Origin of the sequence: Citrobacter sp. ABFQG, assembly GCF_004322975.1 — a bacterium.
Classification (GTDB): Bacteria; Pseudomonadota; Gammaproteobacteria; order Enterobacterales; family Enterobacteriaceae; genus Citrobacter; species Citrobacter freundii.
The window spans coordinates 1,052,571-1,067,474 of sequence record NZ_CP036435.1 but is presented as its reverse complement, the minus strand read 5'-3'; the positions used below and the strand labels follow the sequence as shown (position 1 = coordinate 1,067,474).

At 53.1% G+C, this 14,904-nt stretch carries 15 protein-coding genes; 3 read left to right on the top strand and 12 right to left on the bottom strand.

The annotated features are described in order from the left end of the window. Nucleotides 1-114: 114 nt before the first annotated feature. The 5 genes from WN16_RS05235 to dnaB form a co-directional block, all read right to left on the bottom strand. The gene (locus WN16_RS05235) at nt 115-471 is read right to left on the bottom strand and encodes an MmcQ/YjbR family DNA-binding protein (protein WP_003031719.1); all 357 of its coding nucleotides are present in this window, start codon (nt 469-471) and stop codon (nt 115-117) included. Between the two features lie 127 nt (nt 472-598). Beyond that, nucleotides 599-1,312: an acid phosphatase AphA gene (aphA, locus tag WN16_RS05230; RefSeq protein ID WP_044702294.1), complete on the bottom strand. Its 714-nt coding sequence runs from the start codon at nt 1,310-1,312 to the stop codon at nt 599-601. A gap of 248 nt (nt 1,313-1,560) precedes the next feature. Continuing rightward, the gene (gene tyrB, locus WN16_RS05225) at nt 1,561-2,754 is read right to left on the bottom strand and encodes an aromatic amino acid transaminase (protein WP_044702292.1); all 1,194 of its coding nucleotides are present in this window, start codon (nt 2,752-2,754) and stop codon (nt 1,561-1,563) included. Nucleotides 2,755-2,882: 128 nt separating this feature from the next. Then, nucleotides 2,883-3,962 (bottom strand): alanine racemase, encoded by a 1,080-nt coding sequence (gene alr / locus WN16_RS05220; RefSeq protein ID WP_003031716.1) that lies wholly within the window; start codon nt 3,960-3,962, stop codon nt 2,883-2,885. A 16-nt stretch (nt 3,963-3,978) separates the two neighbouring features. Next, nucleotides 3,979-5,394: a replicative DNA helicase gene (dnaB, locus tag WN16_RS05215; RefSeq protein ID WP_003826610.1), complete on the bottom strand. Its 1,416-nt coding sequence runs from the start codon at nt 5,392-5,394 to the stop codon at nt 3,979-3,981. Nucleotides 5,395-5,458: 64 nt separating this feature from the next. Here dnaB and WN16_RS05210 point away from each other — a divergent pair, with 64 nt between their 5' ends. Then, entirely contained in the window at nt 5,459-6,442 is a 984-nt protein-coding gene (locus WN16_RS05210; RefSeq protein ID WP_003841359.1) for a quinone oxidoreductase, read from the top strand. Between the two features lie 301 nt (nt 6,443-6,743). Here WN16_RS05210 and pspG read toward each other — a convergent pair whose 3' ends face one another. The 3 genes from pspG to WN16_RS05195 form a co-directional block, all read right to left on the bottom strand. Beyond that, entirely contained in the window at nt 6,744-6,986 is a 243-nt protein-coding gene (pspG, locus tag WN16_RS05205; protein WP_003031713.1) for an envelope stress response protein PspG, read from the bottom strand. A gap of 133 nt (nt 6,987-7,119) precedes the next feature. Beyond that, entirely contained in the window at nt 7,120-8,118 is a 999-nt protein-coding gene (gene dusA / locus WN16_RS05200; RefSeq protein WP_044702291.1) for a tRNA dihydrouridine(20/20a) synthase DusA, read from the bottom strand. A gap of 107 nt (nt 8,119-8,225) precedes the next feature. Continuing rightward, entirely contained in the window at nt 8,226-8,714 is a 489-nt protein-coding gene (locus WN16_RS05195; RefSeq protein ID WP_003031710.1) for a cupin domain-containing protein, read from the bottom strand. Nucleotides 8,715-8,829: 115 nt separating this feature from the next. On the opposite strand from WN16_RS05195, the gene zur reads away from it, so the two are divergent. Continuing rightward, the gene (gene zur / locus WN16_RS05190; protein WP_003031709.1) at nt 8,830-9,348 is read left to right on the top strand and encodes a zinc uptake transcriptional repressor Zur; all 519 of its coding nucleotides are present in this window, start codon (nt 8,830-8,832) and stop codon (nt 9,346-9,348) included. Nucleotides 9,349-9,396: 48 nt separating this feature from the next. On the opposite strand, the gene WN16_RS05185 is transcribed toward zur, so the two are convergent. The 4 genes from WN16_RS05185 to WN16_RS05170 all read right to left on the bottom strand — a co-directional run bounded on the left by WN16_RS05185 (nt 9,397) and on the right by WN16_RS05170 (nt 12,280). Beyond that, a complete protein-coding gene (locus WN16_RS05185; protein WP_003031706.1) occupies nt 9,397-9,606 on the bottom strand; it encodes a CsbD family protein in 210 nt (69 codons plus the stop codon). A gap of 136 nt (nt 9,607-9,742) precedes the next feature. Beyond that, entirely contained in the window at nt 9,743-11,062 is a 1,320-nt protein-coding gene (gene dinF, locus WN16_RS05180) for an MATE family efflux transporter DinF (protein WP_016149403.1), read from the bottom strand. A gap of 131 nt (nt 11,063-11,193) precedes the next feature. Next, complete coding sequence (gene lexA / locus WN16_RS05175; protein ID WP_003031703.1) at nt 11,194-11,802, bottom strand: transcriptional repressor LexA; 609 nt, start codon at nt 11,800-11,802, stop codon at nt 11,194-11,196. A 109-nt stretch (nt 11,803-11,911) separates the two neighbouring features. Continuing rightward, nucleotides 11,912-12,280 (bottom strand): diacylglycerol kinase, encoded by a 369-nt coding sequence (locus WN16_RS05170; RefSeq protein ID WP_003826594.1) that lies wholly within the window; start codon nt 12,278-12,280, stop codon nt 11,912-11,914. Nucleotides 12,281-12,451: 171 nt separating this feature from the next. Here WN16_RS05170 and plsB point away from each other — a divergent pair, with 171 nt between their 5' ends. Next, the gene (plsB, locus tag WN16_RS05165) at nt 12,452-14,872 is read left to right on the top strand and encodes a glycerol-3-phosphate 1-O-acyltransferase PlsB (protein WP_044702289.1); all 2,421 of its coding nucleotides are present in this window, start codon (nt 12,452-12,454) and stop codon (nt 14,870-14,872) included. Nucleotides 14,873-14,904 lie beyond the last annotated feature (32 nt).

Here is a 14,904-nt window from a genome sequence, read left to right as displayed (position 1 = left end):
TACGCAACACTTATCAGGCCCACAGAACAGGCGTAAAGCTTGTAGGCCTGATAAGGCGCTTGCGCCGCATCAGGCAACTGTTGTACCTGATGGCGCTACGCTTAACAAGACCGTTCAGGGCTGCGTCAGTATCCGCCGTTTATCAGCAGGCAGCGTGTTCACAGCCTGCTGATAAGAGGCGTCAACCAGATAATAAATCTGTGAATCCGGTAGCGAGCCGTCCAGATACACCGTACTCCAGTGCGCCTTATTGAGATGCCTGCTTGGCCGAACATCGCTATGCTGCTGGCGCAACAACTCTGCCAGTTCTGGGCTGGTTTTCAGAGACACCGCCGGGCGTTCTTCCACCTCTTTTACCATGGCAAAAAGCACATCTTCGACTTTGATTTGCGTGGCCTTCCAGTCACTGTGAACGCTCTGCTCCGCGCCCATTTTTGCCATGCAGTATTGCAGCAACTCCGAATTCGTCATCTTTATTCCCCTTACCAGCATATTGCCTAATGAGAACATCATTTATTCAGTGTGCAGCAAGTCCGCAAAAGGTAAAAGCCAGCAATGTAAATTTGTTTAAAAAAACAGCAATCCGCAGCCAGTGTCCTCAATATTCCGAGTTGACGATCACCTCTTCACCAAACGCACCGGCCTGTGGCAGCGGCTTATAAGTGGAGTTAGAGGCGCGCAAAATGCGAATACCACGAATGCCCACGTCGCGAGCGGCAGTGATGTCATTATCGGAGTCACCGTAAAACATGCGGATATTTTTATCCTGTAACCACTGCGTTTTGGTGTTCTGGCCCGGCTTATCGCCGGCAAAAATGACCGGATTCATATTGCCTGCCGGGATGTGAAAGTTATCAGACAACGTTTTCGACACCGTTTCAGTCTTCGTCTGGCTACGCCCGGTCACGAAAAAGATGCTGTCACCACGACGCACATGCATATCAATTAGCTGGCGCGCGACTTCTTTTGGAATACTGAACTCGTCCCAGCCGTTATTCATTTTTTCCCAGAAGGCCGGATTCTTCAGGTAATCCTCACTGTCCGGAGAATACGTTTTTTTACCGCGCCAGAAGCCTGGGCTGGAAAAGAGGACAGTGTCATCGATATCAAACCCGACCGCCATCGGCGGACGTCCGGTCAGGCTGTTTTCAATTTGTGCCACGGAGACCCAGTGAATGGGAGCCTGCTCAGCGAGCGTTGCAACATTGGTGCCTGGATTGAGCTGAGAGGGAGAAGAAACGAGTGCCTGGGCTGGCTGATTTAGCGTGAACAATAAACAAACGGCACTCAGTGCCAACGTAAACTTGCGCATATTTTTCCCTAAGTAGTCAGTTAGTTATCATTTTTTTATTAACAACTGGTCAAAAAACTATCTGACCTTACCCCTTAGGAGGAGGGAAAGGAAGGATTTTCTCTGGTTTTGCCCTGGAAAAGGAGCACGATCACACAGGAAAGCGAGCCTGATGGCACGACGCTTATCAGACCTACAAACGAAAATCCATATACCTTTGTAGGCCGGATAAGGCATTTACGCCACCATCCGGCAACATTCAAAGCCGGTTACATGACGGCGGCAAATGCCTTTGCCACGCGCTGCACGTTACCGTGATTCAACCCAGCTACGCACATGCGACCGCTGGCGATCAGGTACACACCGAACTCATCGCGCAGGCGATCAACCTGGGCTGCGCTAAGCCCGGTATAGCTGAACATACCGCGCTGTTGCAACAGGTAGTCAAAGTTACGGCCCGGGATCTCTGCATTCAATACGTTAACCAGCTCCTGACGCATCGCCAGAATGCGGGTACGCATCTCTTCGACTTCTACCAGCCAACTGGCTTTCAGCGCGTCATCACCCAGTACCGCGGCAACTACCTGCGCACCAAAGTTTGGCGGGCTGGAGTAGTTACGACGCACCGTCGCTTTTAGCTGCCCCAGAACGCGGCTGGCGGTATCACCATCTTCACATACGACAGACAGTCCGCCGACACGCTCGCCGTACAAGGAGAAAATCTTCGAGAATGAGTTACTGACCAGAGCGGGCAAACCGGCGCTGGCAATGGCGCGAATCGCATAGGCGTCGTCTTCTATTCCACCACCGAAGCCCTGGTAAGCAATGTCCAGGAACGGAATCAAATCGCGTGCTTTCAGGATCTCAATAACGCTATCCCACTGCGCAGGCGTTAAATCCGCGCCCGTCGGGTTATGGCAGCACGGATGCAGCAGCACGATGCTGCGCGCCGGTAAGGTATTCAGCGTTGCCAGCAGGCCGTTGAAACGCACGCCGTTAGTCGTGTCGTCATACCATGGGTAAGTGCTTACTTCGAATCCAGCCCCCTCAAAAATCGCGATATGGTTTTCCCAGGTCGGATCGCTGACCCATACGCCAGAATCAGGGAAATAGCGTTTCAGGAAGTCTGCGCCAACCTTTAACGCACCGGAGCCGCCCAGCGTCTGAATAGTTGCGACGCGCTGCTGCTGGAGAACCGGATGATCTGCGCCAAACAGCAGCGGCGCAATAGTATGACGATACGTGTTCAGACCTTCCATCGGCAGATACAGCGAAGCACCATGCGGTTTGGCATTAAGTCGAGCTTCCGCTTCCGCCACCGCTTTAAGCTGAGGAATAATTCCGTCTTCGTTGTAATACAGGCCGATGCTGAGGTTCACTTTGTCGCTACGTGAATCTTCTTTGAAGCGCTCCATGAGCGATAAAATCGGGTCGCCGGCGTAGGCGTCAACTTTTTGAAACACGTGTGGTTCTCCAGGTTTACAGGCAAGGGTTAAGAACACAATAAACCGGAAGCGGGAGAAGATCGAGAGGATGTTGAGGGTAATATTGCCGGAAGGCGGCGTAACCGCCTGTCCAGCACATCATTCTGCTAATCGATATACTTCATCGCCACCCTTGAGGTCAGGCGCGTAATAAGTTCGTAAGCACTTACTTTCGTCATTTCAGCAATGCGTTCAACGGGCAGTCCCTCACCCCACAGAATCACCGAATCGCCGGCTTTATCCTGCGCTTCGGGGCCTAAATCGACGCAGATCATATCCATCGCAACGCGACCGACGATCGGCACTTCACGGCCATTGACCAGTACCGGCGTCCCAGACGGCGCCGCGCGCGGATAACCATCACCATAGCCCATTGCCACCACGCCCAGACGCGTGTCGCGCTCGCTCTGCCAGGTTCCACCATAGCCAACCGGTTCGCCCGCTTTGTGCTCACGCACCGCAATCAGGCTGGAGGTCAACGACATCACCGGCTGACAGCCAAAATCGGCGCCGATAGAGTGGTTTTCCAGTGGCGACACACCATACAGAATCAGTCCCGGACGCGCCCAGTCGAAGTGAGACTGTGGCCACAGCAGAATACCGCCCGATGCGGCAATCGAACGCTGCCCAGGTTTGCCCTCGCAAAAGCTGTTGAAGATATCGAGCTGTTTTTCGGTCGCGCCGCATTCAGGTTCGTCTGCGCGCGCAAAATGGCTGACGATATTGACCGGCTGGCGCACATTTTCACATTGCGTTAGGCGCTGATAAAACGCCTCGGCCTGCTCAGGGCGTACGCCCAGGCGGTGCATACCGGTGTCGAGCTTCATCCAGACGGTAACGGGTTCAACCAGATTAGCTGCTTCCAGGGCTTCGAGTTGCTCCTGGTTATGGACGGCTGTATGCAGACGCTGCGCGGAAATAGTCGGCAGATCGGAGGCATCAAAAAATCCCTCCAGCAGCAGGATGGGCTGCGTGATCCCTCCCGCTCGCAACCGCAGGGCTTCTTCAAGACGAGCGACACCAAAAGCGTCCGCATCGGGGAGCGTTCGCGCGGTCTCTAACAGACCATGGCCGTAGGCGTTCGCTTTCACGACCGCAACCAGTTTACTGGCAGGGGCCAGTTCACGCAGACGTTGCAGGTTGTGTCGCAGAGCGCGGCGGTTAATGACTACAGTTGCCGCTTGCATTTGTATTCCTTAGAAATTACTCATCATCATATTGAGGACCGGCATAGTTGTCGAAGCGGGACCACTGTCCGTTAAACGTCAGGCGCACCGTACCGATCGGACCGTTACGCTGCTTACCAATAATAATTTCGGCGATGCCTTTTAAGTCACTGTTTTCGTGATAAACCTCATCACGATAGATAAACATGATTAAGTCGGCATCCTGTTCGATGGAGCCGGATTCACGCAGATCCGAGTTAACCGGACGCTTGTCGGCGCGTTGTTCCAGAGAGCGGTTAAGCTGCGACAGCGCCACCACCGGCACATGCAATTCTTTCGCTAACGCTTTCAGCGAGCGGGAGATTTCTGCAATTTCCAGCGTACGGTTGTCGGAGAGTGACGGCACGCGCATCAGCTGCAGGTAGTCGATCATGATAAGTCCGATACCACCATGTTCACGGGCAATACGACGGGCACGCGAGCGCACTTCCGTTGGCGTCAGGCCGGAGGAGTCATCAATATAGATGTTTCGTTTCTCCAGCAAAATACCCATTGTTCCGGAAATTCGTGCCCAGTCTTCATCATCCAGTTGACCGGTACGGATTTTGGTTTGGTCTACGCGTGAGAGCGAGGCCAGGGAACGCATCATGATCTGTTCCGAGGGCATTTCAAGACTAAAGATAAGAACCGGCTTATCCTGCAACATCGCCGCATTTTCGACGAGGTTCATCGCAAATGTTGTTTTACCCATCGACGGACGCGCGGCGACGATAATTAAGTCTGACGGCTGCAAACCCGCCGTCTTTTTATTGAGGTCGTCATAACCGGTGTTCACCCCGGTGACGCCGTCGTGCGGCTGCTGGAACAGTTGCTCGATACGCGCGACGGTGGCGTCGAGCACATCAGTAATATTTTTCGGCCCTTCGTCTTTATTTGCGCGGCTTTCCGCGATTTTAAAGACACGGGATTCAGCAAGGTCCAACAGATCTTCACTGGAACGGCCTTGCGGATCAAACCCGGCTTCCGCGATTTCGTTCGCAACCGAAATCATGTCACGAACAACGGCACGTTCGCGGACGATATCCGCATAAGCGCTAATATTCGCCGCACTTGGCGTATTTTTAGATAACTCAGCCAGGTAAGCAAAACCGCCGACGCTATCCAGTTGTCCCTGAACCTCCAGCGACTCTGCCAGTGTGATCAGATCGATGGGTTTCCCCATCTCCTGCAGGCGATGCATTTCCGTAAAGATATGCCGGTGCGGCCGGGTATAAAAATCTTCCGCCACCACACGCTCGGCGACATCGTCCCAGCGTTCGTTATCCAGCATTAAACCGCCCAACACCGACTGTTCCGCTTCAATCGAGTGCGGCGGTACTTTCAGCCCGGCGACCTGGGGATCGCGCTCACGAGCATCAGTCTGTTGTTTGTTGAAGGGTTTATTTCCTGCCATAGTGAATGGAGTTACCGAGATAATGATTGGGTCGAAAGATTACCACATTTCTTTTGGAGGAAGCATGGCAACACGTATTGAATTTCACAAGCATGGTGGCCCTGATGTACTCAAGGCGGTGGAGTTTACACCCGTAGACCCGGCGGAAAACGAAATCCAGGTCGAGAACAAAGCTATTGGGATCAACTATATCGACACCTACATCCGCAGTGGTCTTTATCCGCCGCCATCTCTGCCCAGCGGCCTGGGTACCGAAGCTGCCGGCGTAGTCAGCAAAGTCGGCAGCAAAGTGACACACATTAAAGCTGGCGATCGCGTGGTGTACGCCCAGTCTGCCCTTGGTGCCTACAGCTCAGTGCATAACGTTCCGGCCGATAAAGCCGCCATCCTACCCAACGCTATCTCATTTGAACAAGCCGCAGCCTCATTCCTGAAAGGGTTAACCGTTTTTTATCTGCTGCGTAAAACCTATGAAATTCAGCCTGATGAGCCGTTTTTGTTCCATGCGGCTGCGGGCGGCGTCGGGATGATTGCCTGCCAGTGGGCAAAAGCATTGGGCGCGAAGCTGATTGGTACCGTCGGCAGTGCGCAAAAAGCGCAAATTGCGCTGCAGGCCGGCGCATGGCAGGTCATTAACTATCGTGAAGAAAGCATAGTTGAGCGAGTGAAAGAGATAACCGGCGGAAAAAAAGTACGGGTGGTGTATGACTCGGTGGGGAAAGATACCTGGGAAGCCTCGCTGGATTGTTTACAGCGCCGGGGACTAATGGTCAGCTTTGGTAATGCTTCCGGGCCGGTGACTGGCGTGAACTTAGGTATTCTGAACCAGAAAGGTTCGCTGTACGTGACCCGTCCTTCACTCCAGGGGTATATCACCAATCACCGCGAATTAACCGAAGCCAGCAATGAGCTATTCTCGCTAATTGCCAGCGGAGTAATCAAAGTGGATGTCGCGCCTGGTCAGACGTTCGCACTGCACGATGCACAGCGTGCTCATGAAGTACTTGAAAGCCGGGCAACGCAGGGATCGAGTTTGCTAATCCCATAATGCTTCGACTTCCCCTAAATAATTCAAATTGCAGGAAGGCGGCAATTGAATGAATCCCCAGGAGCTTACTGGAGTAAGTGACTGGGGTGAATGAAAGCAGCCAACACACCTGCGGTTTGAATTATGACGGGGAAGTAAAGAATTAGGGCTTCCCGTGGGAAGCCCTTTCTTTTTTTAGTTCGGCTGTATGTAGGGTACAGCTCGATGAATTCGTTAACCTGGCAATAGTGACAGATTTGATAATCAATTCCTATTTGGTTCTAAAGGCAATGTTGCAGGTTGTGACGCACCGCTCAATACCTTAGTAAAATCGACGGTTATTGCGCTGATACTGTGGGACTTTTGGCGCTTTTATCGCCTTGATAACCCACACCACGGCAACAGCCAGTAGCAGCCAGGGCAACAGTTTAATCATCAAGGCAAATAGTCCGCCCAGAAACATCACTGCGGTGGCTACGACCAATGCAGCCAGAACGCCCAGCAAAGATACGCCGGTGACCATCAGCATGATAAAAAATCCAATCACAAAAAGTAGTTCCAGCATGGCTCTCTCCCGAAATGAAATTCTCTCCATTGCTTTACAAGAAACATGCCAAAAATAATGTATTGATTTATAAAGAAAACGCCCCGCGACAAAGCGCAGGGCGTGGTGAAATTAACTAACTTTTGGCGAAAACTTAACGCTTGTCAGCGACCAGCTTCAGCGCATGCTCCAGTACGTTAATATCTGCCCCGGCTTTATGCGCATTTTCGCTCAGATAGCGACGCCACTGACGAGCCCCAGGGATCCCCTGAAACAGCCCCAACATATGGCGCGTCACATGTCCCAAATAGGTCCCCTTACTCAGTTCACGCTCAATGTACGGGTACATGGCGCGCACCACGGCAACTGGATCGGCATCTTCGCTGGCAGCAGCAAAAATCTCACGGTCAACGGACGCCAGAATACCTGGGTTTTGGTAAGCTTCACGCCCCACCATCACGCCATCCATATGTTGCAGATGAATTTTTGCTTCTTCCAGCGATTTAATGCCGCCGTTGATCGACATCGTCAGATGCGGGAAATCACGCTTTAGCTGATAAACACGGTCATAATCCAGCGGTGGAATTTCGCGATTTTCTTTCGGGCTTAACCCGGACAGCCAGGCCTTGCGGGCGTGAATGATAAACATCTCACATTCGCCGTTGCCAGATACCGTGTTGATGAAATCGCACAGGAATTCGTAGCTGTCCTGATCATCAATGCCGATACGCGTTTTCACCGTTACCGGAATCGACACCACGTCGCGCATTGCTTTGACGCAATCGGCGACCAGTTGCGCATTCCCCATCAGGCAGGCGCCAAACATGCCATTCTGCACGCGGTCGGAAGGACAACCCACGTTGAGATTGATTTCGTCATAACCCCGCTGTTCAGCGAGCTTTGCGCACTGCGCCAGCGCCGCAGGATCGCTCCCGCCCAGTTGCAATGCGACCGGATGCTCTTCTTCGCTATACGCCAGATAATCGCCTTTACCATGAATGATCGCGCCGGTGGTTACCATTTCCGTATAGAGCAACGTCTGGCTGGACAGTAAGCGCAAAAAGTAGCGGCAGTGTCTGTCCGTCCAGTCGAGCATCGGCGCGATAGAAAAACGATGAGCGGGAAAAGCGGTAGACTGAGATTCAGGCAGCATGGCGAATATTCAAGCATCCGGTTAAAAAAGGGGCGCTACTATAGCATAGACCGTTACGATAGTGAGCCACATCCTCGCGGCTCACTCCCCCTGCCCCTCAACAAACGCTATTTACGCCCCGGTTTTCCGTCATGTGATCCGAAAAACTGCGGCGGATGGTCGACCCAGCGATCCTCACGTGTAGCGGCATAGACCGGGTTAAGCGGATAATAAATGCGGTTATATTTTTTGTTCGCCTCACCCACGACTAACAGACGCACCTCTTCACTGGTGTTATTGATAAAGGTATGGCACACGCCTGTACCTGCCGGGAAACCGACGCTGTCGCCCGGTTCTAGCTTCCATAAATACCCGTTAATCCAGGCCTCAGGATAACCTTCCAGCACATAGATAAACTCTTCCTCATCGCTTTCAGCGTGCGGGTACGACGTTCGCCGACCCGGCGGCAGGCGTTCATGATGAATGCCGAGTCGTCCTAACCCCAACTTGCGGGCAAGCGGCGCGCCAATAGCAAATAGCTCATCACTGTCGGGATAAGTGGAGTCATCAGCCCCCTCAACCTCACGCCAGTGGCGAATACAATCGGGTCTTTTCATGGTTATTTTCCAGTATTGCGATGCGTCAGGTATAGCACACCGCGGTGGATCTCGGCGTTTTAAGCAGAACATGTTAAAGTAAGGGATTAACCTTCCACGCAAATCGAGGCGCCAAATGGACAAAACCACTACGCAAGAGTTATTGGCTCAAGCTGAAAAACTCTGTGCGCAACGCAACGTGCGGCTTACGCCACAGCGTCTCGAAGTGCTGCGCCTGATGAGCCTGCAGGAAGGGGCTATCAGCGCCTATGACCTGCTCGACCTGTTGCGGGAAACCGAGCCGCAGGCCAAGCCGCCAACCGTGTATCGTGCGCTCGATTTTCTGCTGGAACAAGGGTTTGTGCATAAGGTGGAATCCACCAACAGCTATGTCCTTTGCCATCTGTTCGATCAGCCAACGCACAGTTCCGCGATGTTCATTTGTGACCGCTGTGGTGTGGTAAAAGAAGAGTGCGCAGAAGGTGTGGAAGACATCATGCATACGCTGGCGGCCAAAATGGGCTTTGCTCTGCGACATAATGTTATTGAAGCACACGGGCTGTGTCCGGCCTGTGTAGAAGTTGAGTCATGCCGCCATCCTGGCGAGTGCCAGCATGACCATACGATTCAGGTGAAGAAGAAAGTTGGGCGCTAGGTAAGCGGGAGAGCGTACATCCTTGTACTCTCAGGAGGGAGGGGTTAATTACCAGCGGTAATCATTACGTTTTTCCCAATCGTTAACTTCTTTCTCCGCCTGATCTTTCGCGTAACCGTAACGCTCCTGGACTTTACCGACCAGTTGGTCACGTTTACCTTCAATGACCGTCATATCATCATCGGTCAGTTTGCCCCATTGCTCTTTCACTTTACCTTTAAACTGCTTCCAGTTGCCGCCGACTTCGTCTTTATTCATCATCAAGTCCTCATCGTTAGGTTGTGAATAGCGAGAGTGCCATGTCCAGACACATGCTGTTTTCTCTGGACGTGAGAATAAGTGTAGTCAGGGATTCTGGGTTTTATTTACTATTCGGAATTTTTAACCATCCTGCTCAGGCGAACCAGGTTCCATTACGCCAGTGGCGTCGCCAGATAAAGGCCAGTGAAAGCCCGCGCAACGCGAGGAAAACGGTTAACGCCAGCCACAAACCATGATTTCCCAGCCACGGCAACGTCAGGAGCGTTAAGGCGAATCCCACTGCGGCAACGGCCATACTGTTGCGCATTTCTGCAGCCCGCGTCGCGCCAATAAACATTCCGTCGAGCAGATAACACCAGACACCCACCAGCGGTAACACCACCTGCCAGAAGAGATAGCGATCGGCCAGTAGTTGGATTTGCGGCAGCGAGGTCAGTAGCGCAACAATCTGCTCGCCAAACAGGGCATAAACCAGCGAAAACAGAATAGCCACAATACCGGACTGCCGACAGGCCGCCCGCCAGACGTCCAGTAACTGGCTACCATCTCGCGCCCCATAGGCCTGGCCCGAATGCGCTTCCACGGCATAGGCAAATCCATCCAGCGCGTAGGCGGTAAAGGTTAGCAGGGTCATCAGAACGGCATTAACCGCAATAATATCGCCTCCCAAACGCGCACCCAGCACCGTGATAGCGCCAAAACAGAGCTGCAGCAGCAGCGAGCGCAACATGATGTCACGATTAAGCGCCAGCAAACGACGGAAGTTGCCACGCCACGCCTGCTTCAGCATTGCCAGCGATATTCCGCGCATATGCAGGACTTTGCGCACCATCATCAGGCCGATCAGTAAGGTGGCATATTCAGCAATCACCGTCGCCAGTGCCGCACCTTGCACGTTCATATGCAGGCCCATCACCAGCCATAAATCGAGCACAATATTGAGAATATTGCCGACAATCAGCAGGATTACCGGCGCTCGGGCATACTGCACGCCCAACAACCAGCCGAGCAGTACCAGATTCGCCAGCGAAGCTGGCGCGCTCAGCCAGCGGATTTCAAGGAAACGCCGGGCTTGTTCCAGTACCGCTTCACTTCCCCCGACAATATGCAGCGCTACATCGATAATCGGCGTGCGAAACAGCGCGATAAGTAATCCCGCGCCCAGTGCCAGCATGAGCGGCTGTACCAGCGCGCGCGCCAGCGCCTGAGGATTTTTCGCACCAAATGCCTGCGCGGTAAGACCGGTGGTACTCATGCGCAAAAAAAGCAGCAGCATAAAGAGAAAACTGGTCGCCGTAGCACCAACCGCAACACCGCCAAGATAGACCGGACTATCCAGATGACCAATCACCGCGGTGTCCACCAGTCCCAGCAGGGGAACGGTGATATTGGAGAAGATCATCGGTAAGGCGAGGTGCCAGAGTGCTTTATCAGAGGAGGTAAAGAAAGGCATACAGGAGGGCCTGAGAAGAAGTTAGACGTACTGGACAATGTGATGCAGGCCCGGAAAGCGTAGCGCTACCGGGCACATTGCCGGATGGCAACGTAATCGTCTTATCCGGCCTACAGAGATTCAACAGAAAATCAGAGCCATTCACCGTTACGAATGACACCTACCGCCAGCCCTTCAATGGTGAAGCTTTGCTCACGCAGGTCGACAACGATAGGTTTAAATTCGCTATTTTCTGGCAGAAGTTCAACCTTGTTGCCCTGCTTTTTCAGGCGCTTAACCGTAACTTCGTCATCAATACGGGCAACAACAACCTGACCGTTACGCACGTCCTGAGTTTTATGCACAGCGAGTAAATCACCGTCCATAATACCAATATCTTTCATAGACATACCGCTGACGCGCAGCAGAAAATCGGCGTTCGGTTTGAACAATGAGGGATCGACCTGGTAGTGGCCTTCGATGTGCTGCTGCGCCAGAAGTGGCTCGCCTGCCGCCACACGACCGACAAGCGGTAATCCCTCTTCTTCTTCCTGCAGCAGTCTAATACCGCGCGATGCGCCGGAGACAATTTCCAGCACACCTTTACGCGCCAGCGCTTTCAGATGTTCTTCAGCGGCATTTGGGGAACGGAACCCCAAACGCTGCGCGATCTCCGCACGCGTCGGTGGCATACCTGTCTGGCTGATGTGATCTCTAATGAGATCAAACACCTCTTGCTGCCTGGCCGTTAACGCTTTCATTCCGCCCCCTGGGTGTATATACAGTTATGCTGTGAGTATATACAGCTAAAGGTGATTTTGGAACCGCAAACTGCACAAAAAGCAGGAGATTTATGAAGATGTGGAATCCTTATCGCAAATGCGACCACAACAGGATGCCCCAGGTAATCAGAGCGACAAAAATAGACAACAATACCGCCGCCGACCCCATATCTTTCGCCCGGCCGGAAAGTTCGTGATACTCAGAGCCTATACGATCAACTACCGCCTCAATCGCACTGTTGAGGATTTCAACGATCATCACCAGCATCACGGAACCAATCAACAGCACGCGAGTAATCGCATCGACGTCCAGCCAGCAGGCGATAGCTACGCCCAGCAGTACGGCAACGCTTTCCTGGCGGAATGCCGCCTCATTGATCCATGCGGCGCGAAAACCTTTCCAGGAATAGCCTGCAGCTTTGATAATTCGGGTGAATCCAGTGGTATTATTGGCCATCAAAAAGAACCTTTTTACATTATTAGCGTCAATGTCATTGTAACGTTACCCCGTTTGTTTCAGGGTGTGGCAAAGCAGCGCGAAGTATGACGGGATACCACAGAAATTCACTAAACTTTCTGATATCCTTGCAGCGCATTTGCATTATTAACCAGAGGCTTTACATCGTTTATGTCCGGCTGGCCACGAATTTACTACAAATTACTGAATTTACCATTAAGCGTCCTGGTAAAAAGCAAGTCTATTCCGGCAGAACCTGCCCCGGAATTGGGGCTCGATACGTCTCGTCCCATTATGTACGTCCTACCGTACAATTCAAAAGCAGACTTGCTGACGCTGCGTGCCCAATGTCTGGTGCACGATCTCCCCGATCCCCTGGAACCGCTGGAGATAGACGGGACTTTACTGCCGCGCTACGTGTTTATTCACGGCGGCCCGCGTGTGTTCACCTATTACACGCCAAAAGAAGAGTCCATCAAGCTGTTCCATAACTATCTCGACTTACATCGCAGCAATCCAGACCTGGATGTGCAGATGGTGCCGGTTTCGGTGATGTTTGGCCGTGCGCCAGGGCGTGAAAAAGGTGAAGTTAATCCGCCGTTACGTATGCTAAACGGCGTACAGAAATTCTTTGCGGTTTCCTGGCTGGGTCGCGACAGTTTTGTCCGCTTCTCCCCGTCGGTCTCCCTGCGTCGTATGGCGGATGAACACGGTACGGATAAGATCATTGCCCAGAAGCTGGCACGCGTGGCACGTATGCACTTTGCTCGCCAGCGTCTGGCCGCTGTCGGCCCGCGCCTCCCTGCCCGCCAGGATCTGTTTAATAAGCTGTTAGCTTCAAAAGCGATCGCTCGCGCGGTAGAAGATGAAGCGCGCAGTAAAAAAATCTCCCACGAAAAAGCGCAGCAAAATGCCATTGCGCTGATGGAAGAGATTGCAGCCAACTTCTCCTACGAAATGATCCGTTTGACGGACCGTATTCTGGGCTTTACCTGGAACCGTCTGTATCAGGGGATTAACGTTCACAATGCTGAACGTGTACGCCAGTTGGCGCACGATGGGCATGAAATCGTGTACGTTCCGTGCCACCGCAGCCATATGGACTATATGCTGCTGTCGTACGTTCTGTACCACCAGGGTCTGGTTCCTCCGCACATCGCAGCCGGTATCAACCTGAATTTCTGGCCAGCGGGTCCGATTTTCCGTCGTCTGGGCGCATTCTTTATTCGTCGTACCTTCAAGGGCAACAAGCTCTACTCCACCGTATTCCGCGAATACCTGGGCGAGTTGTTCAGCCGCGGCTACTCGGTTGAGTATTTTGTCGAGGGTGGACGTTCACGTACTGGTCGTTTGCTCGACCCGAAAACCGGCACCCTGTCGATGACTATTCAGGCGATGCTGCGCGGCGGTACGCGTCCTATTACTCTCGTACCGATCTACATCGGCTACGAGCACGTAATGGAAGTGGGCACCTACGCAAAAGAGCTGCGTGGCGCGACGAAAGAGAAAGAAAGTCTGCCACAAATGCTGCGTGGCTTAAGCAAGCTGCGTAACCTGGGTCAGGGCTACGTCAACTTTGGTGAACCAATGCCATTGATGACTTACCTCAACCAGCATGTGCCAGAATGGCGTGAATCTATCGATCCTATCGAGTCTATCCGTCCGGCCTGGCTGACGCCGACGGTGAATAACATTGCCGCCGATCTGATGGTGCGCATTAACAACGCAGGCGCGGCCAACGCCATGAACCTGTGTTGTACCGCGCTGTTGGCTTCCCGCCAGCGCTCTCTGACCCGTGAACAGTTAACCGAGCAGCTCGACTGCTACCTGAGCCTGCTGCGCAACGTGCCGTACGCGGCGGACTCAACCGTTCCTGCGCAAAGTGCCAGTGAACTGATCGACCACGCCTTGCAGATGAACAAGTTTGAGGTCGAGAAAGACACCATCGGTGACATCATTATTCTGCCGCGCGAGCAGGCGGTCTTGATGACGTACTACCGCAATAACATTGCGCATATGCTGGTTCTGCCTTCGTTGATGGCAGCCATTGTGACTCAGCATCGTCGTATTTCACGCGTCGCGCTACAGCAGCATATTGATGCGTTGTACCCGATGCTGAAAGCCGAGTTGTTCCTGCGCTGGGAGCGCGATGAGCTTGCCGGGGTGATTGACGAACTGGCCAGCGAAATGCAGCGCCAGGGGCTGATTACTCTACAGGATGGCGAGCTGCATATTAATCCTGCCCGCTCCCGTACGCTGCAGCTGTTGGCTGCGGGTGCTCGCGAGACGTTGCAACGCTACGCCATCACCTTCTGGCTACTGAGCGCCAACCCGTCGATCAACCGTGGCACGCTGGAGAAAGAGAGCCGCACCGTGGCACAACGCCTCTCAGTGCTGCACGGCATTAACGCGCCGGAATTCTTCGATAAAGCGGTGTTCAGCTCTCTGGTGCTGACGCTGCGTGACGAGGGATTCATCAGCGATACCGGGGATGCCGAGCCGGAAGAGACGCTGAAGATCTATCAGATGCTGGCCGAACTGGTGACGTCGGATGTCCGTCTGACCATCGAGAGTGCCACACAGGGCGAGTAAGCATTAAAAAACCGGTCGAAATGACCGGTTTT

Excerpts from the sequence above, each read along its gene's own strand:
- dinF (WP_016149403.1), bottom strand. The coding sequence starts at position 11,062 with ATGCCTTTCTTTACCTCCTCTGATAAAGCACTCTGGCACCTCGCCTTA.
- lexA (WP_003031703.1), bottom strand. The coding sequence starts at position 11,802 with ATGAAAGCGTTAACGGCCAGGCAGCAAGAGGTGTTTGATCTCATTAGA.
- WN16_RS05170 (WP_003826594.1), bottom strand. The coding sequence starts at position 12,280 with ATGGCCAATAATACCACTGGATTCACCCGAATTATCAAAGCTGCAGGC.
- pspG (WP_003031713.1), bottom strand. The coding sequence starts at position 6,986 with ATGCTGGAACTACTTTTTGTGATTGGATTTTTTATCATGCTGATGGTC.
- plsB (WP_044702289.1), top strand. The coding sequence starts at position 12,452 with ATGTCCGGCTGGCCACGAATTTACTACAAATTACTGAATTTACCATTA.
- WN16_RS05235 (WP_003031719.1), bottom strand. The coding sequence starts at position 471 with ATGACGAATTCGGAGTTGCTGCAATACTGCATGGCAAAAATGGGCGCG.
- dusA (WP_044702291.1), bottom strand. The coding sequence starts at position 8,118 with ATGCTGCCTGAATCTCAGTCTACCGCTTTTCCCGCTCATCGTTTTTCT.
- WN16_RS05210 (WP_003841359.1), top strand. The coding sequence starts at position 5,459 with ATGGCAACACGTATTGAATTTCACAAGCATGGTGGCCCTGATGTACTC.
- dnaB (WP_003826610.1), bottom strand. The coding sequence starts at position 5,394 with ATGGCAGGAAATAAACCCTTCAACAAACAACAGACTGATGCTCGTGAG.
- zur (WP_003031709.1), top strand. The coding sequence starts at position 8,830 with ATGGACAAAACCACTACGCAAGAGTTATTGGCTCAAGCTGAAAAACTC.
- WN16_RS05185 (WP_003031706.1), bottom strand. The coding sequence starts at position 9,606 with ATGAATAAAGACGAAGTCGGCGGCAACTGGAAGCAGTTTAAAGGTAAA.
- WN16_RS05195 (WP_003031710.1), bottom strand. The coding sequence starts at position 8,714 with ATGAAAAGACCCGATTGTATTCGCCACTGGCGTGAGGTTGAGGGGGCT.
- alr (WP_003031716.1), bottom strand. The coding sequence starts at position 3,962 with ATGCAAGCGGCAACTGTAGTCATTAACCGCCGCGCTCTGCGACACAAC.
- aphA (WP_044702294.1), bottom strand. The coding sequence starts at position 1,312 with ATGCGCAAGTTTACGTTGGCACTGAGTGCCGTTTGTTTATTGTTCACG.